Below are 19,594 nucleotides of genomic sequence, written 5' to 3' on the forward strand. Positions count from 1 at the left end.
TATGGATACAAATAGATTTAGAAATTATATTTTGGCTATATTAGCTATTACTAGAAAAGATATTAAAGTATTCTTTAGATATCCTGTAAATGCACTGTTTAGAATTGTAGAACCAATAATGTGGATAACTCCAGTATACTTTTTAGCTAAATCATTTCAGATAGCTGGGGAAAATGTAGGCTTTGCACAGTATACCGGTACTACTGACTACATGGCATTTCTAATACTAGGTAGTATTGTTAGCAGTTTTGTTAGTGCTGTGTTATGGGGCATGGGATTTTCACTTAAAAATGAAATGGATTCAGGTGTTATAGAGTCAAATTGGCTGACACCAGTACCATTATGGGTACAGCTCATAGGCAGGTCTTTGTTTTCTCTTTTTATTACTACATTGAATTCTCTATCAGTAGCTTTTCTTGTGTGGCTATTATTTGGATTTAATATAGTTGCTAGTGGAATACTTCCTGCTATAATCACTCTTATTCCTCTATTAATAGCTCTTTACGGTCTGGGATTTGGAATAGCCTCTTTAGTTCTAATCACTAATAACGCTAATAATATTATAGATATAAGTAACTTTATTCTTAACACTATATGTGGAAGCGACTTTCCTATAATAGTACTTCCAAGGTTCATCCTAGCATTATCCCTTTCACTTCCTTTGACTTATGGATATGATGCAATAAGAGGAATAATGTTAGGAACAAATACACTGCTTCCTATTCACATGGAACAACTCATACTAATAGGCTTTATGGTAGTAGGACTAATACTTGGTCATTATATTTTGAAAAAAGTAGAAAAACATTGTAAAACAATTGGAAATATAGGTTTTCATTAGAAGAAGCGGAGTTACCCCCTGCTTCTTCTATGCTTTTTATCTAAATACTACCTTTATTAGTTTAGTATATATTTACTCAAATTGAGGAAGATACCCTCTATTCTCTCTAATAATGTCATCTAATATTAATTTTGCAGTCTTAACAGATGGAACTAATGGATGAGCAATCAAAGCTTTTAATGCTGTATTGTAATCTCCTGTAACTCCTGCCTCTACTGACAGCAATTCATAGGCCTTCACACTGCTGATGAGCCCAGAAATCTCAGGTGGGAGTTTTCCAACAGCTATAGGATGTGCTCCATTGCTGTCTATAACCGCATTCACCTCTACAACAACATCCTCAGGCTGGTTTAAGATCGCTCCGTTATTCCTCACATTTACTGTATGAATCTCTTTTTTATTGTTATATATTGCACTTATTAGTGATACTGCTGCATCTGAATAATAGGCTCCTCCTCTTTTTTCTAGCTGAGGAGGCTTGATATCTAATGACTCATCTGCATATATTTCAAAAAGCTCCTTTTCAACCTTCTGAACCTGATCTGCTCTAGTGCCTTCTCCTGTTGCTAGTGCTGTTTTCATATCATCAATCATTTCATCTGTCATATAAAAATATCTATGGTATGGACATGGAATCATGGATAGTGCTCTTAAATAATCTTTATCCCAATTTAGGTCAGTAATATTCTTCATAGTTAATGAGGCTCCATCACAAAGCATATTTATTACTTTGTCAGTGATGTCCTTTCCATCCAGATATACCTTCCTTCCCCAAACTAAATGATTCAATCCTGCAAATTCAATTTGCAATCTGCTGCTGTCTACTTCTAATAGCTCGGCTGTATTTTTTACCATATGTATTGGTACATTACATAGTCCAATGGCTTTTACATTTGCATATTTAAGTATGGTTTCTGTTATAAGACCAGCAGGATTAGTAAAGTTAATGAGCCATGCATTAGGTGAAAGTGTTTCTATATCCCTACATATATCTAAAATAACTGGAATAGTCCTCATTGCCTTTGCAAATCCGCCAGCACCAGTAGTTTCTTGCCCCAGCACATTATACTTCAATGGTATATGCTCGTCTCTTGCTCTTGCTGCCAATCCACCTACACGTAGCTGAGTTAATACGAAATCAGCATCTTTTATAGCCTCTTTTCTGTTTAAGGTAAGCTTTATTTGTATATCTAGCCCTGCTTTCTTTACCATTCGTTTAGCTAAATTGCCTACTATTTCTAATTTGCTTCTCCCTTCTTCTATATCTACAAGGCATAGTTCTTTTACAGGTAATTCCTCTACTCTTTTAATAAATCCATCAATTAGCTCTGGAGTATAGCTGCTTCCCCCACCAATAACAGCAATTTTTAGACCCTTCATTACCTATTCCCCCTTTATTTTTCTGTCACTCTGTGCATTACTTTCCTGTATGTAATTTTCATTACGAACAATTTATATACTAATTATATTATATAACCTCCTAAGGCTAGATTTTAACTTTTTTGTATAATTAATGATTTTTCTATCGACATTATTTTCATATTATCAGTATAATTTACAAAAAGTAATTCAGTGGTTTCGAAAAAATCGGGTTAGGTCATTCTCCGCAGTTTCGAAGCACAAATTTGTTCACTCCCTTCGGTCGTGCAAATTTGGTTCTCATTGCGTTTGACCTACCATCGATTTTCTGACAGAAACATTCAGAAAATCGGGTTAGGTCATAAAAAAGAAGATAGAATATTCTATCTTCTCTATTGTTCTTCTTTTTCAAATTTTTCTTTTGGAGCACCACATTTTGGGCATTTCTTTGGTCTGCATCTGCCTTCCTTCGTTTCTCCACATACAGTACACTTCCAAACTGCCATTTAGTTCACCTCCATATGTTTTAAGATTATATTTGACGTAAAAAATTATTTTCCTGCTATTAAATGCAAAATAATATAATTTTTTTAAGCTGCTCCATCAGGTATATATCCTCTAAACTGAGCCTTATAAAGCTTAGCATAAATTCCATTGCTATCTAATAAATCTTCATGTCTTCCTTTTTCCTCTATTCCCTTATCAGTAAGTACAACTATTTCATCGGCATTTCTTATAGTTGAAAGTCTATGAGCAATTACTAATGTAGTTCTACCCTTTGACAATCTCTCTAAGGATTCTTGTATGGCTATTTCGGTTTCATTGTCAAGAGCAGATGTAGCCTCATCAAGAATCAAAATCGGAGGATTTTTTAAGAAAACCCTAGCAATAGATATTCTCTGCTTTTGTCCACCAGAAAGCTTTACTCCTTTTTCTCCAATATAGGTATTATATTTATCTGGCAAAGTCATAATAAAATCGTGTATATTAGCATTTTTAGCAGCTTCTATTACCTCTTCATCTGTGGCATCTAGACTTCCATATAATATATTTTCTTTAATAGTGCCTGTAAATAAAAATACATCCTGTTGCACTAAGCCTATGTTTTGTCTCAAGGATTTTAATTTGATGTCTTTTATGCTAATTCCATCAATTAATATATCTCCATCATCTAATTCATAAAATCTAGGTATTAAATGACATAATGTAGTTTTTCCACCACCAGAAGGCCCTACTAATGCAAGAGTTTCTCCTGCCTCTATTGTATAGTTTAATCCTGCTAGCACGGTTTTATTGTTATCCTGATAGCTAAATGTAACATCTCTAAGCTCTATGCTCCCTTTTACATTTTCAAGATCAATTGCATTTTCACTATCTGAAATGTCAGGCTCTATATTCATTATTTCTACGAAACGCTCAAAGCCAGTCATTCCATCCTGATATTGCTGAATAAATTGGGCAAGCCTTCTAATTGGTTGAAGAAAGAAGGTTACATATAATAAGAAAGCAAACAAATCGCCCATATTTATAAGCTCTGCATAAGCAAAATATCCACCTAGACTTATTACTATAAGGTTTAAAATATTTGAGAAGAACTGTATTCCTGCTGTAAATTCTGCCATTGTTTTAAATGATGTTTCTCTAGATTCCTTAAATTCACTGTTTCCTACATGGAACTTTTCTATTTCATGCTCTTCATTTGTAAAAGATTTTGCTACTCTTATACCTGATATACTATTTTCAAGCTGTGCATTAACCTTAGCAATCTTTACTCTTTGAGCTTTAAAGGCGTTTTCCAGCTTAGCTCTTTTAGAGATTGCAAACCAAATCATAATTGGAATAAATGCAAATATTATTAGTGTTAGCCTCCACTCTATTCTAATAAGAATAACAAAAGAGCCTATTAGCATCACAAAGGATATGAAAAGATCTTCAGGTCCGTGATGTGCTAACTCCGTGATCTCTCTAAGATCATTTACTATCCTTGACATTATGTGCCCAGTTTTCGTATTGTCAAAATAGCTAAATGATAAAGACTGAATATGAGTGAATATATCCTTCCTCATATCAAATTCCATTCTTGTCCCAACAACATGGCCATAATAATCCACTATGTAGTTGGCAATATATCTGACTATATAAAGTACAACCAACACACCAGTAATTATGAAAAGAGTTCGGATTCTTCCTTCCGGAATTATATTGTTTATAACATTTCTAGTTACTATAGGAAAAACTAAATCTAAGGCCGCTATTAAAAGTGCACAGGCCATATCTAATAAAAATAGCTTCCAATGTGGCCTATAGTATGAAATAAATTTTTTTATCAATGTACTCATCCTCCTTTATTTTTCTTCTAAGCGCTTAGCTAATTCATCTAATCCATATAGCATTTTATCTACAACGTCAGCTTCAATATCAATCAAAGCTTTTCTTATAAGTTCATTGCTAGCTTGATAATTTATTGAGTTTATCAGCTCTGCACCAGCGCCTGTTAAAATTACTCTACTTACTCTCCTATCATTTTTGTCTTTAATCCTCTCAACATAACCCTTTTCTTCTAGCCTAGAAATTCTCTCTGATATTGTGTTTTGCGCCTTTTTAGTCTCCACAGCCATCTCTCCTATAGTTGGAGGATTGGCAGTGTTCTTAAGATAGATTAAGGTGTGGAACTGATCTAGAGTTAGATTGTTCCCCTGAGCTATTTCATGGCGTTTCATATGTATTATTTTGTTTATTAGCCTTACATTTCTGACTATTTCCTCTGTTTTTTCTGAGATATTCACATTATTTCTCCCTTTTTATATCGTAATACGATATTTTTGGTACACTAAATATTATAAGTTATTTACTATTCACTGTCAATGTCTAATAAATAATAAAAGGATGGAAAAAATCCACCCCTTTAAATTTAGAATAATATAAGCATAGATACTATATTTCATAATGTTAGTAAAAATCACGGTCCCTTCTTCTTCTTCGTCTTCTCCTTCTGTGTAAGAAGGTACCTAACAGTGTAATTCCGATGAGGTCTCTAAATATCCTTCTCCTGCCAAAGAAAGGTCTTTGCATGATATCTATTTCCATACCCATACCACGTTTTCTTTCATCTAAGTCTTGGTCTATCTCAGGATACTCTCTCATCATTTTTTCATATATTTCATCAGTCATACTCTCTAATTCTCTTTTAGAAGGTTCCCATTCTTCTCCTTTTTCTCTAGTATGTCTTGATATACACTCATGAATTCTAGGTTGTAATTTATGGTAAAGCTCAGGAAACATATGATTCATATCTTCACCATTGAGATATCTATCCATATCATCCATCCTAATTATACCTCCTTATTTCATGCTCTTTGCACTATATTTTATGTAACCATATTTTTTTTGCTACATAAAAAAAGATTTCTAGCAATTTTCTGATAAAAGCCTTCGAAACAATCGGGTTAGGTCATTTTCCGCAGTTTCGAAACACAAATTTATCTGCTCGCTATCGCTCGCATAAATTTGGTTCTCATTGCGTTTGACCTACCATCGATTCTTTCGATAAAAGCCTTCGAAACAATCGGGTTAGGTCATAAAAAAACAGGATAATTTTTATATTATCCTGTTACACAACCTTCTTCATTATTTTAATGACTTCACTTTTACATTTTGCATTTATCACATTCTTTATAGCTTCCTCATCTCTTAAAAAATCTACTAGTTCAGATAGTGCATTCAAATGCCCCTCAGAGTCTGTAGAACAAAATGATATTATTAGTTTAATTGGATCATACTCTTCATCGCCAAATTTAACAGCTTCTTTTAATGTAATAAGACTCATTCCTGTCCTCAATACACCATCTTCTGGTCTTGCATGTGGGAAGGCCATTCCTTTAGATATTACGACATAAGGGCCTATTTCTTTGACCATATTTATCATTGCATCTATATATCTATTCTCTACTGCCCCGCTTCTTTCAAGGAGTTCCCCACCCTTCCGGACAGCCTCCTCCCAGTCCTCAGCATTAACCGCCAACTCAATAGAGCTTTCAGTAATTAAATCAATTAACAATTTAACCATCACCATCCAGCAATAATTCTAATTTATATGCATTGAAAAGAGATGCAATTAAGTATGTGTTTATATATGAAAATGCTACTGCTCCAGTATCATTAATAATAAATGCAATAATTGATACTATAAACATTATACAATATTTTTCAAAGGATTCAATGTCAATTTCAGTAATATGCTTAATAAACTTCTTTTCATCCTTATAAAACCTTCTAAGAAAAAGTATTTGAAACAAAATAATTATACTCCAAGGAGGCAATATTGATATAATCAAAAGCTGCTTTAGCTTAACAGTTAAAATATACATAAGTTCATTGAAGCCAAAGAATTTAATTCTTTCAATAAGACTCCCTGCATGACTAGTATTTGCGCTATTAATGTCAATGTACAAATTTACTCCAAAAATAATAATTCCAATACCTATTAAAAATAACATACCTTTTTTATCTTTATTGCGACCAAATAAAGTTGAATATATCAATATTAAAAATAATATAATTGAGGTTATATACCCGCCTACATTGGCACCATGCCTTCCTGATAATGCAATTATCACTACCCCAAAATATAATAATGCTAAGGAGGATGGCACATAGTTAGATAGCCATCCTTTCAATTTATAAAAGGTAATAATAGATGTCACAATTAGTACTCCCATTATATCATTATTAAGTCCATAAAATCTTCCTGCTGCGACTATATTGTTATATCCTATAAAAGAATCATATATCATATTTAAATTAAAATAGACACCTATTAAAATCAATATATTAGTAATTATAGATATCACATTAATAGAATTAATTCCTCTCTCAATCAAGATTTTTGATATGACTAAGGAAGTAATGATTATAAAAATACAATAGGTCACAATATGCCTATGGAAATTAAAAACCCCATAAATCAAGGATAAAAAAATGCTTAAAATTATACTTGTCATTATGAACTCATATTGATGAATATTCCTTTTTTTCATGAAAACGTAGTTGTACAAAACATAAAGCTGACCAATAATCACATATCCATGAAAAACATATTTAATTATATTTAAGTTCAAAAATTCAAGTAGGTCATTTTTACTTTCTTCAATAATATCTTTACTTCTGATAACTTCTAATCTGTTGCCTATATTAGTACCTTTACTAATATCATATTTCGCCTCTATATCTGTTTTTATATCCAAATTAGCTACTAGTCCGTCTCTTCTTGTTGTTTTACTAGTTAATGTCCCTACCCCTTCTCCACTACTTCGATATATTAGGGGAACAAGAGTACTATTCCATCTATAGGATATATCTCCATTAATATTTTCAGGAAAAACATATAGATGAATACTGCTAAAATTGTCAATATATCTTTTCAATATTTTAATTCTTTCCTGTTGTCCATCTATTTCATAAGAAACAACTAATACATCCACATATCTGAATAACTCATCAGTCTTTTCTTTAAGCCATTTATCATTATAGCTAATACTGTCTATACCTTTGTCAATTTTTCCATCTTTATCTGCTATTAATAATGACGAATGTCCTCTCCCCAAAAAGCCTGTCCTTATTCCATTTTTCCTTAAACTGTCACCTAACAAACTAATTTCCCGGGAAAAAGATGGATACTTATGTCTAAAATCTTTAATCACATTTTCATAACCCAAAATCCTAATTGAATCTGTATCTGTTCTTTGAATTCCTTCATATAATCCCATTTTAAGCTTTAGTCTTCTTCCCGCAGCCATAGTCATAAAAAAGCTTTCTTTGCTGCTTTCCTTATATAGCTCAGCTGTTTTTGTACTCATGAGACCTAGTGAAACATCGTCATTAATAATTTTTTCTGCTATGCTTAAATCTAGTTCATCCAATACTATGATTAATGCTTTTTGATTAATAGCTAGGCCATAGCTAGGCAATAAAAAAATTGAAAAGATAATTATAACTGCTATAAATAATATCATTTTTCTTCTTCTCATATTTACACCCTTTTAATATATTAAATAATTTCAAAGATATCTCCAAAGACACTGTATAACCCTAGCAAAATAAAGACTATTCCCACATATATCAATATATCACCCCATATATATGTCTTCTCCAATCGTTAAATATATATTATTGTATATTATGATTATTACGCAACTATTAAATAATAATACTATTTACTTAATATTAGAAGGATTTTCTCCCTCTCTGTCGAATATTGGTAAATAACTGTAGAAAGGGGTGTCTTTATGAATATTGCAATAGTAGGAGCAGGTCATGGAGGAACGAATCTCATTAAGTCTTTGACTGCAATAGATGGTATAAATATTACCATAGTTGTAGACTTAGATCTAGCAGCTCCTGGAATAGCTTTAGCAAAAGAACTAAAAATTAAATATTCTTCATCTATTGATGATATAGCAAGTGTGCCTGTAGATATGATAATAGAAGCAACTGGAACTAAAAAGGTTGCTCATATTTTAATAGAAAAATTCGATAATAGATACAAGATAATTGATTCTCATGCTGCTTTATTAGTATCTACCTTAGTTGAAGGAAATATGAGTACCTTAGAAAAAATGAATAAGCAAATTGAAGCCATTAACCAAACTTCTGTCTCTATACAAGAAAATTTACAATCCATCTATGGCTCTATAGATGAAATTCATACTGTAAGCGATAATCTTTTTGTTTCTACTAATGCTTCAAATAAATATATTGAAGAAAGTGATAAAGTAATTAAATATGTAAACAAGATAGCTAATCAAACTAAAATATTAGGCTTAAATGCAAATATAGAAGCTGCAAGGGCTGGAGAACATGGAAAAGGTTTTTCAGTAGTAGCTAAAGAGGTGCAGGTATTGGCAAGTAATAGCGAAAAGTTTGCTTCAGAAATTAGCCAGCTTCTTGGTAAAATATCTGAGGAAATTCATAAAATCAATTTTGAAATCGATAAGCTTAAAGATTTATCTGTAGCACAAATAGATTCATCTAGATTAGTCAGTGCTGCTATGGATAGACTAGACGAGGTAGCATCTAATAAATAAAAGAGAAAGTCTTTACTTTCTCTTTTATTTATTAGCTCACTAAACAGCAAGTACACTATTTATTCTATTGGCTAATTCTGAAATTTTATTGCTATTGGTCTCAATTAGCCCCAACATTTTTTGTGCCATAACATACTGTTCCATCTCATAATAGCATAATGCTATGTAATAATTTAGTTCCTCAAGCTTTGACCTATCAAGTACTTTTATGTTTCTAGTAATTTCATAGGATAAATTAAAATATACAAGAGCCTGACGTAGCTCTCTTTTATTATATAGTATAATTCCAATTTTTTCATAAATATCACTTACATATACGAAATCGTTTTCCTTTGCATAGTAAACCAAAGCACCTAATAGCTGTGTCATAGCGCACTGATATCTTTCATTATGCAGAGATATTATGCCCTTTAAATAAAGTGCCTTTGCTCTATAACCATTCAATCCATATTTTGAAGATATATGAATTGTCTTAGAAAGATTTAATATACATTCATTCTCACTGGTTTTTAAGTTAACTTCCGTCTCCTCCAACCATTTCTCACATTTATCCCTAGCTAAGTCTACATCGCTTTTCAAGAAATAAGAAGCATTTATGTTTATATCATACCCCTTTATTTTAGCATACTCATTAATTCTACTTGATAAATAAGTAGCATTAATAGCATTAATAGATCTTTTATTATTTTCAAACATAGAGATGTAGTTCTTAGAAAACTTCTCGCCTGCAATTTCACCCTGCCTCAGCTTCATCTTCTTTCTGATTTCCTTTAAGCGTTGTCCAGGGCTTAAAATATCTAGCTCATTCACTCTACATCACTCCTTGAATTTTCATGTTTAATAAAATTTTAACACAATGAATATAAAAAAATAGTCTTATTTTGTCGATATACTACGTAATTTAATGTGAAATTCGTTTTTTATGCTGTTTAATTAGCTTTTTTATCATTAGCATCTAGCCAAATGCATATATCGTCCATTACCTGATCCCTTGTTTTTTCATTCATTATTTCATGATAGAGGCCTTCATATAATATTATTTTCTTATCCTTTGACTGTATTCTACTATAAAAATTTTCGGAAGCTTCCTTCGGAACTATTTTGTCATCTCCACCATGTAAGATTAAGCAAGGATAATCATATTGGTCAATATGACTATTTAGCCATTTTACGCCTTTTACTAAGAACTCGACATAAAAGTTAAGAGTGGCCTCCTTTAAATTCAACTCATCTTTCAAATAATCTTCCACAACATCTTGATTTTTACATAGTGTTTTTGAGATAGGATTTTTAATTCTAATTTTAGGTGCAATTTTATTTAATGCCTTAAACATATGTCCCTTTATTCCCTTGACTTGAGATGATGTGGCTGTGGCGGCTCCCGAAAAAATCTGCCCCTTAAGCTTGTCTCTATATTTTACACCATAGGATGCAGTGATAAATCCCCCCATACTATGCCCAAGCATGTAAATAGGAAGAGAGTTATTCTCTTCTTTTGCCATCTCTACAATAGTATCAGCATCATACAAGAAATCTTCAAATTTCTTGATATGACCCCTTTCACCCTTAGTTTTTCCATGTCCCCTATTATCAAATCTATAAACTCCGTAACCTTGGTCATTTAACCTTTTTGTCAGATATTCATATCTTCCCAAATGTTCTGCAAATCCGTGGACTACTACAACAATTCCTTTTGCTTTCTCTGGTACATCCTTTACTGAGTATAGCTCTAGTCCATCATAGGATTTAACATAAGCCTCTTTATGCATGATAATACCCCTCCTTAATATTATCTGATATGTAGATAAAATTGTCTTTAGCTAAAAATAATAGAAATTCTCTCTAAGCCTCCAACACATTTATATATTGTTACTATTATTGTACTACATTTTTAATTAGTTTTCCGATTAAATGTGATAAAATATAGTAAGCTACAAAGAATTGAGAGGAGTATAACCATTGGGTAATGAATTTTTTGATTTTCTGAAGATGAAATATAGAATTAACTTAAATGAGCAGCAAAAAATGGCTGTATTGCATAAAGACGGACCTGCAATAGTGTTAGCAGTGCCCGGAGCTGGGAAAACTACAGTGCTAATATCACGTACAGCCCATATGATATTAAATCACAATATAAGGCCTGAAAATATATTGTCTATTACTTTTAGCAAAGCAGCGGCAAGAGATATGAAGGATAGATTTTCATCAATATTTGGACATAATGTTGGAAGTAGAACTATATTTTCAACTATACATAGCTTTGCATATTCAGTAGTAAGGGATTATGCAAATTCAGCTAAGATTTCTTATACTTTAATAGAAGGAGACAGCTCCTCAGCAAATAAAACAGCGATGCTAAGAGATATATATCGAAAAATTAATAATGCATTCATTAATGATGATAAATTAGAGGAGCTTCAAAGTAGCATAAGCTATATCAAAAATATGATGTTGGATGTTGACGATTATATGAAGCTCAATAACAGCTCACTCAATGGATTTAATCATATATACAATATGTATGAAAGCATAAAAAAAGAAAATAATTTTATAGATTTTGATGATATGCTAACCTTAGCTTATGATATCTTTAATTCTAATCCTAACATATTAAATAAATATAGAAATAGATTTAATTATATACAGGTAGACGAGGGACAGGATACTTCTAAAATTCAAAATGAGATTATAAAGGCTATCTCAAGGCCGAGTAACAATCTATTTATAGTAGCAGATGATGATCAAAGCATATATGGATTCAGGGGAGCTGTACCAGAAGAATTATTAAACTTTAATAAAGTATATCCTGCTGCTGAAATGTTTTACATGGAGAAAAATTATCGTTCTTCAAATAATATTGTATATATTTGTAATGAGTTTATTAAAAAAAATGTAAGCAGATACTCGAAAAATCTATCTACTTCAAATCCAAATAACCGACCAATAACTATAGTAAAGGTAAAGGATCAATGCCAGCAATATAAATATATAATTGATAATCTTATAAAAAAACAATGCTATTATAATGCAGCTATTCTGTATAGAAACAATCTTTCTTTAATAGGTATTGTAGAAAGCTTCACTAGACATAATATTCCCTTTTATGTAAGGGATTCAAAAATGAACTTTTTTAATCATTGGGTATTAAAGGATGTAGTAGCCTTTTTCAATGTTGCATTAAATCCTAAGGATAAGGCCTCCTTTGAAAAAATATACTTTAAAATGAATAGATACATATCCAAAAATGCTATGAATTTCGTTTTAAATGCCAAAAACTCTGAATCAGTTTTTGATTTACTTCTTGAGTTTCCGGGCTTTCAATACTTCCAGCTTGAAAACATCAGGAAACTTAATAGAGAATTTAAACAATTATCAAAAAAAAGTCCAACAGATGGGATTTCATTCATAGAAAAGGAGCTGGAATATGCCAGCTATTTAAAGGATAACTGCAAAAGCCTTGGATATTCTTTTGAAGGGATAAAATCTATAATATCAAATATAAAAATTATAGCTATGGAGACTAGAAATATTCCAGAGTTTCTAGAAAAGCTTAATAGACTGCAAAAATGCATTGAGGATTCTAAGTACAATAAAGGTAAAAATGCAATACATCTATCCACTATACATTCTGCAAAGGGATTAGAATTTGAAGAGGTATATATGATTGATCTAGTTGATGGTGAATTTCCTTCATCTTCTACTATAGAAGCTTATAGTGATGGAAACTTTAAACCTATGGAGGAAGAAAGAAGGCTTTTTTATGTAGGCATGACAAGAGCAAAGACTCACCTAGATATTATTACAATGGACTCAGTAAATAATGAAAAAACCGAAAGCTCTAGGTTTGTAAAAGAGCTTCAGGATATAATGCTAACCCTTCAGGAAAGTCAAACTAAAAACAGCATCAAATCAGGAGCACAAGTAGTACATACTAGGTTTGGTAAAGGCAGAGTACAAAATCTAAATAAGGATAAGATAGAGATATTATTTGACAATAATGGTTTGAAGAAAATGTCTTTAAGCAGCTGTTTGAAGAATGATTTGTTGAAGATAGTTAGGTAAGGGAATACATCATATGTATAAAAACGCACCATGTGTAGGGGACACACCCAAAAGCATGGGAATGTCCTCGTGCAGTAGGATTAAGCCGTCTAGAAAGCATTTTCAACCATGAGAACCTTCGCTATGCTCAGTGCGACAATTTCCATATAGCCTAATGTTGCTGTACATTAGCTGTCATATTGAGCAATTAGCGAAGAATCTATAGGTTAGAATGCTATGATTAGACCTCCATCATTTGCATATACTGTACTGATCCCTGCTGTTTCTACTATTATAATATCCTTAAAGTTATATCTTTGCTGAACCTCTTCCTTGAATTTCATAGCCTTTTCCAAACAATTACAGTGAGCTATGCCTAAAATCCTATCTTCAAGCTTTTCTCCCTGCTCTCCTATTACATCTACTAGCCTTTTTAAAGCTTTCTTAGAGCCTCTTACATTTTCCACTAAAGCAATTTCACCATTTTCAGTTCCTCTCATAATTGGCTTTATTGAAAGAAGTGAAGCTAATTTTCCCTTTAGCGAGCTTATTCTTCCTGACTTAATTAAATTCTCAAGAGATTCTAGAACAAAAAAGGTCTTCATACTTTTTATATATTCGTTTACTCTTTCAACTATTTTAGGAGGGTCCTGTTCATTTTTTAAAGTTTCTAGTATCTTTAGACTTACTAAAGTCTCTCCAACAGATGCACTGAGGGAATCAAAAACATGAATAAATTTATTTGGTAAGTCCTCCAAGACTATTTTCTTTGCCATCATGGCATGATTATGAGTACTGCTTAGCATAGAAGATAAAGTGACTACAAATACATTTTCTCCATCTTCATATTCTCTAATAAAATCTCCTGGAGAAGGGCTTGCAGTCTGAGGAGCAGTTTCAGAAGCGCTCATTACCCTTAACAGTTCTTTTTTATCTAAATTCATATCATCTACATATACCCTATCACCTATGTGTATAGTTAATGGAACTAGATTAATATTTACAGATTCCCGTAATTCTTCATTAAAATCACAACAGCTATCAGCAATAATCTTAAATTTCATAAAGCTTCCCCCTCAGTATTTTGATATGTTTTATTAATTATTACACTTTATAAGAAAATAAACAAGTTTTTTGTAGAAAAAACATGAAGTAGTTTTCATTACTACATACTATTATATCACCATTTATTTAAAAATTACAATAATTTATTTATTGTTTTCATTTTTATTTTATGTTATGTTATAACTAACCGAGGTGATGATATGAAAGTACCAGAAGAAAAGCTACATGAGCTTGTAGAAGAAATATCTTTGTTTAATGAAATTGATATAAGAGACATTCCCTGCATAGACCTCTACATGGATCAGGTCACTACCTTTTTTGATGATAGGCTTGGTCATTTAAAAAGAGATGAGAAGGATTCTATACTGACTAAGACCATGATAAATAATTATACTAAAGATAAAATTATTATACCACCTAAGAGCAAAAAATATGGTAAGGACCACATGATTTTACTTATACTAATATATAATCTAAAACAAATATTATCTATAAATGATATTAAATCCTTACTCATGCCGCTGACTAAAGAAATTATAGCAAATGATAATATTTCTCTAGAAGAAATATATTCTGCTTTCATTGAAATAAAAAAAGAGGAACTAAGTAGCTTCCATGAAGACTTCGAAAATAGATTTTCAAGCATTAAAGAGAAATTATTAGAAAGAAATAAAGAAGAGTATCCTAAACTTGAACTTCTTTTATTAGTTCTTTCATTAATTACACAAGCATATTCTCAAAAAAGGCTTGCAGAGAAAATAATTGATACCTATTTTAATCAGCCAAAGTAAGTCAAGAGCATTATTATAAAAAGCCACATTTACATGTGGCTTTCTATAATTGTGCACTAGAATAGGTGCATAATAGCTTAAAAAACTATCTGTCTCTGTTATCTCTGCTGTCTTTGTTGTTATTATCCTTGTTGTTCTTGTTTTCATTTCTGTTTGAATTGTTTTGATTATTGTTTTTGTCTTTGTTGTTATTATTGTTTCTGTTTTTAGCCATACATAAACTCCTTTCTTATAGTGATTCGATAATATTTTATCCATAGAATGTAATATTATGTATGGTCTAAAAATTATTTAAATATTATTTTTCTATTAATCACGGCATGTAGTACATACACGTTTATGAGCCTTTACACTTAATAGCTCTATATCCGGAGAAAGGAAGCCTTCTTTAACAGGCTCTTCTCTCATTAAATCAGTGCTTAAGTACTTTTTATTATCATCAGAGAAGACAGTAACTATTACACTGTCCTTTCCTAGCTTGTTTTGCGCAATAATGGCTCCTAGTAAATTAGCCCCAGAAGAAATTCCTACTCCTAATCCTAGTCTAGCAGCTAGCTTTTGAGCCATAATAATTGAATCTCCATCATCAACATGGATTATATCATCTAACTTCTCTAGCTTTACTATAGAAGGAATGAATTCATCTGATATACCTTGTATTCTATGCTTACCTACTTGATGACCAGTAGATAACGTAGGTGAATTAGCTGGCTCTAATGGAAAAAGCTTAATATCTGGATTTTTTTCTTTTAGATATCCACCAGCTCCCATAATAGTACCACCTGTTCCTACTCCTGCTACCATTCCATCTGGCTTGATGCCAATCTCTTGAAGCTGGTGCCATATTTCTGGTCCAGTTGTTCTATAATGAGCCTCGCAATTATCTGTATTTGAAAATTGATGAGGTAAGAAAACGTTTGCATTTTTTTCAGCAAGCTCATCTGCTTTATCAATACTGCCTAAAAAACCGCCTTCTTCTTTGCTAACTAATTGAACATCAGCTCCATAGCTTTTCATTAGATTTATTCTTTCTTGACTCATCCAATCAGGCATAAAAATAGTTACCCTATGCCCTAACGCCCTACCTATTGCAGAAAAAGCAATACCTGTATTTCCGCTAGTTGCTTCGACTATTGTATCTTCTGGCTTCAATCTGCCAAGCTCATAAGATTTTTTTAAAATGTGTAAAGCCATTCTGTCTTTAATGCTACCTGTTAAATTATAATGCTCAGCTTTGGCATAAATTGTACGTTCTTCATTTTTATACTTTAGTTTGATTTCCAGTAAAGGAGTGTTTCCAACCATCCCAGATAAATTATCAATTTGGCTGTTTAAGCATTCAGAACACATATACCCTGCCTCCCCTTTTATATTCACCTTAATTATAACCCTTGTCCTAGTATCTGTATACCTTATTCTAATAATATAAAGAACAGAAGACAGGAAACTTTGTTCCATGTCTTCTTGTTCTATATATTTAATTATCTCCTACTTTTGGCTTTCCCAGTATTTGTTTAAGAATTCTTTTGCTTTTGCAGGATCTGCATTGTGGATATTACCAGTATCTACCAATGTAGAAACTGTAGAATAAGCTTTAATCTTTAAGTTGTTATATACAGCTAAAAATTCATCTTGATTGATGCTGTATAGAACTGCTTTTCTTAAGTTAGCATCAGAGAATTTGCTGCTTCCTTTCAAGTTAAAGAATGCATAAGAAACTCCATTACTAGGTCTCTTTTGAAGGAAGAATTTAGGATCATTTTCTATTAATGAATATTTATCTTCAGGAACACTGTATAATACATGAACTTCTCCACTTCTAAATGCTGAAAGTGAACTGTCAGCATCTTTAATGAATTTAACAACTACTTTTGATATCTTAGGTTCATGCTTTGTTCCTTGCATATATCCAGGGTTCTTTTCAAATACTACTTCATAGTCATTCTTGTAAACAGCAATATATGGTCCACTAGTAGCTAAAGTATTGTTATATGTTGCACCTTCAGTTATAGTAGTTTGGTCACCATAAGCTATATCCTTGTTTCTATCATAAGTAGCTACATCATAAGTATTTATAGCTTCTACTTGAGCTTTAGAAACAATACCTGCTGATTGATGTGCTAGGTAGTTCAATACTTGTGGGAATGGTTTGTTAGTAGTTACTTTAACTACTTGATACTTTCCATCTGCATTTTTAACATCCTTTTTATCAGCTACAATTTCTTTGATTGGGTTTTGTAAATCTTTTTCTAAAGCTTCCTTTATAGTTATATCTTTACCAGATGCTTTTTTAGTTTCTAATTCTTCAATATCAGTAACTATTTCAATTTTATCCATGCTTGAGTGTAAGCTGTATGTTCTGTGATCAGGAACTGAGTCTTTATCTTTTGCTCTGTTCATTGAGAAAACAACATCTTCTGCAGCTACAAGTTCACCAGAATCAACTGCTTTTTTATCTACTACTTTAGCAAATCTTACGTCATCTCTTAAAATAAAGTAATACTCTTGATTACCTTCTCCTATAGCATGATTATAAGATAAAGAACCTTCTGAAGTTACTTCGTCGTCATCTGTAAGGTTAACTAATCTAACATATTGGTTAGTATTAATGATATTGATAGAACCATCATTACCTTTTATAGGGTCTAAAGAAGTAAGTGAAGGCATAGTTTGGCTAAATAAAAATGGTTCTGTTGTTCTTTTTGACTCATCAATAAAATCAAGCTCTTCCCATGGTAGTGAACGAGATTTGCTTAATCTAACGCTATCTAGCTTTAACACTTCTTGGTTTATAGCTTGGCTCTTGTAATTTGAATATAGAGGAATAATGTAAGCATTATCTTCTACAAGTATTTTTTCAAGCTCTTTATAAGTCTTAACATATTCTTCAGGTGTTTGAGTAGCAGCCTCATCTACAAGTCTGTCAAGATCTGGATCTGATAGACCATAATCGTTATAATCTCCACCTGTTGTAAATATAGATCTTACAGCATAGTCAGGGTTTCCTGTGACTGTAGTCCAGCCTGATATTGCTAGGTCATAGTTACCTGCATCTTTTTGACCAGTAAAGCTACCATAGTCTGGTTGTATATTTAGCTTAACATTAAAGCCTGCCTTAGAAAGCTGGTCTCTTACTATATTAACATCCTTTTCATTAGAGCTCATAGATAGTATTGTAATGTCAACTGGTTGTCCATTTGCAGCAGAGTTATCTGCATTGCCGTCATTTGCTTGGTCTTTTGTCTTTACATTACAACCTGATAGTACTCCTAGCATCAATACTGCAACTAGAAATAAAGCTACTGTTTTTTTCATTTTAAAATCTCTCCTTTGTTATATTTTATAAGTTGGTACAAAACTAAAGTTGTCTAGCATTTTATGATGTTGATACCACCTCCCTTAACAGGAATTAATAATTAAAATTATTTATTATTTGGTATCATAGTGTAGTGTCCCATTCTGAATCTCTTTATATCTGAAGCAAGCTACAAAATGCTCCTCTTCGACCTCCATAAATGGTGGATTTTCTTGAGCACATTGCTCTGTTGCAAATGGACATCTAACAGAAAATCTACATCCAGGCTTAGGATTAATAGGTGATACTATCTCCCCTTTAAGAATAATCTTCTTTTTCTTAACCTTAATATTAGTAGAAGGTATAGCTGATAGTAAGGCAATAGTATACGGATGTAGAGGCTGCTTAAATATATCCTTCTTAGGAGCTTTTTCTATAAGCTGTCCTAGGTACATAACACCGATATTATCGGAGATATGCTTAACAACTGATAAATCATGAGATATAAAAATGTAAGTAAGTCCAAATTTCTCTTGAAGTTCCATCATTAGATTTAATATTTGTGCTTGCACAGAAACATCTAACGCACTTACAGGCTCATCACAAACAATAAACTTTGGACCTATGGATAGTGCTCTTGCTATAACAACACGCTGACGTCTTCCACCATCAAATTCATGTGGATACAGGTTATAAGCACGCTTAGACAAACCTACATATTCCATAAGACCCTCAACTCGTTCTTTTCTTTCCTTGTCATTTTTATACATATTGTGCAGCTTCAAAGGCTCCTCAATAATCTGCGATATTGTAAACCTCGGATTTAGAGAGGCATAAGGATCTTGGAAGATAATCTGCATATGCTTTCTCATCTGACGCATTTCCTCTTTATTAAATGTTGTAATATCCATTCCATCATATATAACATTTCCAGAGGTAGGCTCGTGTAAACGAAGGATAACTCTTCCTAGAGTACTTTTACCACATCCTGATTCTCCAACAATGCCTAAGGTCTCCCCTTCTTTGATTGCTAAGCTAACATTATCAACTGCATGTAAATGTCCATTAGGTACACTAAAATATTTTTTTAAGTTTTTGACTTCCAACAAAGGCCTCATAT

Annotated in this window: 18 protein-coding genes; 4 read left to right on the forward strand and 14 right to left on the reverse strand. The window is 32.1% G+C overall.

Annotated features, from left to right (window positions below):
- Nucleotide 1: 1 nt before the first annotated feature.
- A complete protein-coding gene (locus tag QO263_RS16065; protein WP_285623566.1) occupies nucleotides 2-841 on the forward strand; it encodes an ABC transporter permease in 840 nt (279 codons plus the stop codon).
- 72 nt (nucleotides 842-913) lie between these two features.
- On the opposite strand, the gene QO263_RS16070 is transcribed toward QO263_RS16065, so the two are convergent.
- From QO263_RS16070 to QO263_RS16095, 7 genes are all read right to left on the reverse strand, one after another.
- On the reverse strand, nucleotides 914-2,221 hold the full coding sequence (locus QO263_RS16070) for a 6-phospho-beta-glucosidase (RefSeq protein WP_285623568.1): 1,308 nt from the start codon (nucleotides 2,219-2,221) through the stop codon (nucleotides 914-916).
- Between the two features lie 371 nt (nucleotides 2,222-2,592).
- On the reverse strand, nucleotides 2,593-2,706 hold the full coding sequence (locus QO263_RS19070; protein ID WP_352168956.1) for an RCKP-type rubredoxin-like domain-containing protein: 114 nt from the start codon (nucleotides 2,704-2,706) through the stop codon (nucleotides 2,593-2,595).
- Between the two features lie 84 nt (nucleotides 2,707-2,790).
- A complete protein-coding gene (locus QO263_RS16075) occupies nucleotides 2,791-4,530 on the reverse strand; it encodes an ABC transporter ATP-binding protein (protein ID WP_285623569.1) in 1,740 nt (579 codons plus the stop codon).
- A gap of 15 nt (nucleotides 4,531-4,545) precedes the next feature.
- Complete coding sequence (locus QO263_RS16080) at nucleotides 4,546-4,986, reverse strand: MarR family winged helix-turn-helix transcriptional regulator (protein WP_285623570.1); 441 nt, start codon at nucleotides 4,984-4,986, stop codon at nucleotides 4,546-4,548.
- 163 nt (nucleotides 4,987-5,149) lie between these two features.
- A complete protein-coding gene (locus QO263_RS16085; protein WP_285623571.1) occupies nucleotides 5,150-5,527 on the reverse strand; it encodes a hypothetical protein in 378 nt (125 codons plus the stop codon).
- 283 nt (nucleotides 5,528-5,810) lie between these two features.
- Complete coding sequence (locus QO263_RS16090; protein WP_285623573.1) at nucleotides 5,811-6,257, reverse strand: PTS sugar transporter subunit IIA; 447 nt, start codon at nucleotides 6,255-6,257, stop codon at nucleotides 5,811-5,813.
- A 1-nt stretch (nucleotide 6,258) separates the two neighbouring features.
- The gene (locus QO263_RS16095) at nucleotides 6,259-8,226 is read right to left on the reverse strand and encodes a hypothetical protein (protein WP_285623576.1); all 1,968 of its coding nucleotides are present in this window, start codon (nucleotides 8,224-8,226) and stop codon (nucleotides 6,259-6,261) included.
- Between the two features lie 258 nt (nucleotides 8,227-8,484).
- On the opposite strand from QO263_RS16095, the gene QO263_RS16100 reads away from it, so the two are divergent.
- Nucleotides 8,485-9,282 (forward strand): methyl-accepting chemotaxis protein, encoded by a 798-nt coding sequence (locus tag QO263_RS16100; protein ID WP_285623579.1) that lies wholly within the window; start codon nucleotides 8,485-8,487, stop codon nucleotides 9,280-9,282.
- Between the two features lie 39 nt (nucleotides 9,283-9,321).
- Here the strand turns inward: QO263_RS16100 and QO263_RS16105 are convergent, their stop codons facing one another.
- Both QO263_RS16105 and QO263_RS16110 read right to left on the reverse strand, forming a co-directional pair.
- Nucleotides 9,322-10,092: a helix-turn-helix domain-containing protein gene (locus QO263_RS16105; RefSeq protein WP_285623582.1), complete on the reverse strand. Its 771-nt coding sequence runs from the start codon at nucleotides 10,090-10,092 to the stop codon at nucleotides 9,322-9,324.
- A gap of 119 nt (nucleotides 10,093-10,211) precedes the next feature.
- Nucleotides 10,212-11,051 carry an alpha/beta hydrolase gene (locus QO263_RS16110; protein ID WP_285623584.1) on the reverse strand — a complete coding sequence of 280 codons (840 nt, stop codon included), beginning with the start codon at nucleotides 11,049-11,051 and terminating at the stop codon, nucleotides 10,212-10,214.
- A gap of 190 nt (nucleotides 11,052-11,241) precedes the next feature.
- On the opposite strand from QO263_RS16110, the gene QO263_RS16115 reads away from it, so the two are divergent.
- Entirely contained in the window at nucleotides 11,242-13,344 is a 2,103-nt protein-coding gene (locus QO263_RS16115; protein ID WP_285623587.1) for an ATP-dependent helicase, read from the forward strand.
- A 206-nt stretch (nucleotides 13,345-13,550) separates the two neighbouring features.
- Here the strand turns inward: QO263_RS16115 and QO263_RS16120 are convergent, their stop codons facing one another.
- Complete coding sequence (locus tag QO263_RS16120; protein ID WP_285623589.1) at nucleotides 13,551-14,387, reverse strand: DegV family protein; 837 nt, start codon at nucleotides 14,385-14,387, stop codon at nucleotides 13,551-13,553.
- Nucleotides 14,388-14,588: 201 nt separating this feature from the next.
- Here QO263_RS16120 and QO263_RS16125 point away from each other — a divergent pair, with 201 nt between their 5' ends.
- Nucleotides 14,589-15,179 (forward strand): DUF1836 domain-containing protein, encoded by a 591-nt coding sequence (locus tag QO263_RS16125; RefSeq protein WP_285623591.1) that lies wholly within the window; start codon nucleotides 14,589-14,591, stop codon nucleotides 15,177-15,179.
- 85 nt (nucleotides 15,180-15,264) lie between these two features.
- On the opposite strand, the gene QO263_RS16130 is transcribed toward QO263_RS16125, so the two are convergent.
- The 4 genes from QO263_RS16130 to QO263_RS16145 form a co-directional block, all read right to left on the reverse strand.
- Nucleotides 15,265-15,393, reverse strand: coding sequence for a hypothetical protein (locus tag QO263_RS16130; protein ID WP_285623593.1), 129 nt, complete (start codon nucleotides 15,391-15,393; stop codon nucleotides 15,265-15,267).
- Between the two features lie 95 nt (nucleotides 15,394-15,488).
- The gene (locus QO263_RS16135; protein WP_285623595.1) at nucleotides 15,489-16,529 is read right to left on the reverse strand and encodes a PLP-dependent cysteine synthase family protein; all 1,041 of its coding nucleotides are present in this window, start codon (nucleotides 16,527-16,529) and stop codon (nucleotides 15,489-15,491) included.
- A gap of 138 nt (nucleotides 16,530-16,667) precedes the next feature.
- Complete coding sequence (locus tag QO263_RS16140; RefSeq protein ID WP_285623597.1) at nucleotides 16,668-18,494, reverse strand: ABC transporter substrate-binding protein; 1,827 nt, start codon at nucleotides 18,492-18,494, stop codon at nucleotides 16,668-16,670.
- A gap of 114 nt (nucleotides 18,495-18,608) precedes the next feature.
- On the reverse strand, nucleotides 18,609-19,592 hold the full coding sequence (locus tag QO263_RS16145) for an ABC transporter ATP-binding protein (protein WP_285623599.1): 984 nt from the start codon (nucleotides 19,590-19,592) through the stop codon (nucleotides 18,609-18,611).
- Between the last annotated feature and the right edge of the window lie 2 nt (nucleotides 19,593-19,594).

This window comes from Proteiniborus sp. MB09-C3, assembly GCF_030263895.1.
Taxonomy (GTDB): domain Bacteria; phylum Bacillota; class Clostridia; order Tissierellales; family Proteiniboraceae; genus Proteiniborus.

Excerpts from the sequence above, each read along its gene's own strand:
- QO263_RS16085 (WP_285623571.1), bottom strand. The coding sequence starts at position 5,527 with ATGGATGATATGGATAGATATCTCAATGGTGAAGATATGAATCATATG.
- QO263_RS16110 (WP_285623584.1), bottom strand. The coding sequence starts at position 11,051 with ATGCATAAAGAGGCTTATGTTAAATCCTATGATGGACTAGAGCTATAC.
- QO263_RS16120 (WP_285623589.1), bottom strand. The coding sequence starts at position 14,387 with ATGAAATTTAAGATTATTGCTGATAGCTGTTGTGATTTTAATGAAGAA.
- QO263_RS16125 (WP_285623591.1), top strand. The coding sequence starts at position 14,589 with ATGAAAGTACCAGAAGAAAAGCTACATGAGCTTGTAGAAGAAATATCT.
- QO263_RS16070 (WP_285623568.1), bottom strand. The coding sequence starts at position 2,221 with ATGAAGGGTCTAAAAATTGCTGTTATTGGTGGGGGAAGCAGCTATACT.
- QO263_RS16065 (WP_285623566.1), top strand. The coding sequence starts at position 2 with ATGGATACAAATAGATTTAGAAATTATATTTTGGCTATATTAGCTATT.
- QO263_RS16095 (WP_285623576.1), bottom strand. The coding sequence starts at position 8,226 with ATGAGAAGAAGAAAAATGATATTATTTATAGCAGTTATAATTATCTTT.
- QO263_RS16145 (WP_285623599.1), bottom strand. The coding sequence starts at position 19,592 with ATGAGGCCTTTGTTGGAAGTCAAAAACTTAAAAAAATATTTTAGTGTA.
- QO263_RS19070 (WP_352168956.1), bottom strand. The coding sequence starts at position 2,706 with ATGGCAGTTTGGAAGTGTACTGTATGTGGAGAAACGAAGGAAGGCAGA.
- QO263_RS16130 (WP_285623593.1), bottom strand. The coding sequence starts at position 15,393 with ATGGCTAAAAACAGAAACAATAATAACAACAAAGACAAAAACAATAAT.
- QO263_RS16135 (WP_285623595.1), bottom strand. The coding sequence starts at position 16,529 with ATGTGTTCTGAATGCTTAAACAGCCAAATTGATAATTTATCTGGGATG.
- QO263_RS16100 (WP_285623579.1), top strand. The coding sequence starts at position 8,485 with ATGAATATTGCAATAGTAGGAGCAGGTCATGGAGGAACGAATCTCATT.
- QO263_RS16140 (WP_285623597.1), bottom strand. The coding sequence starts at position 18,494 with ATGAAAAAAACAGTAGCTTTATTTCTAGTTGCAGTATTGATGCTAGGA.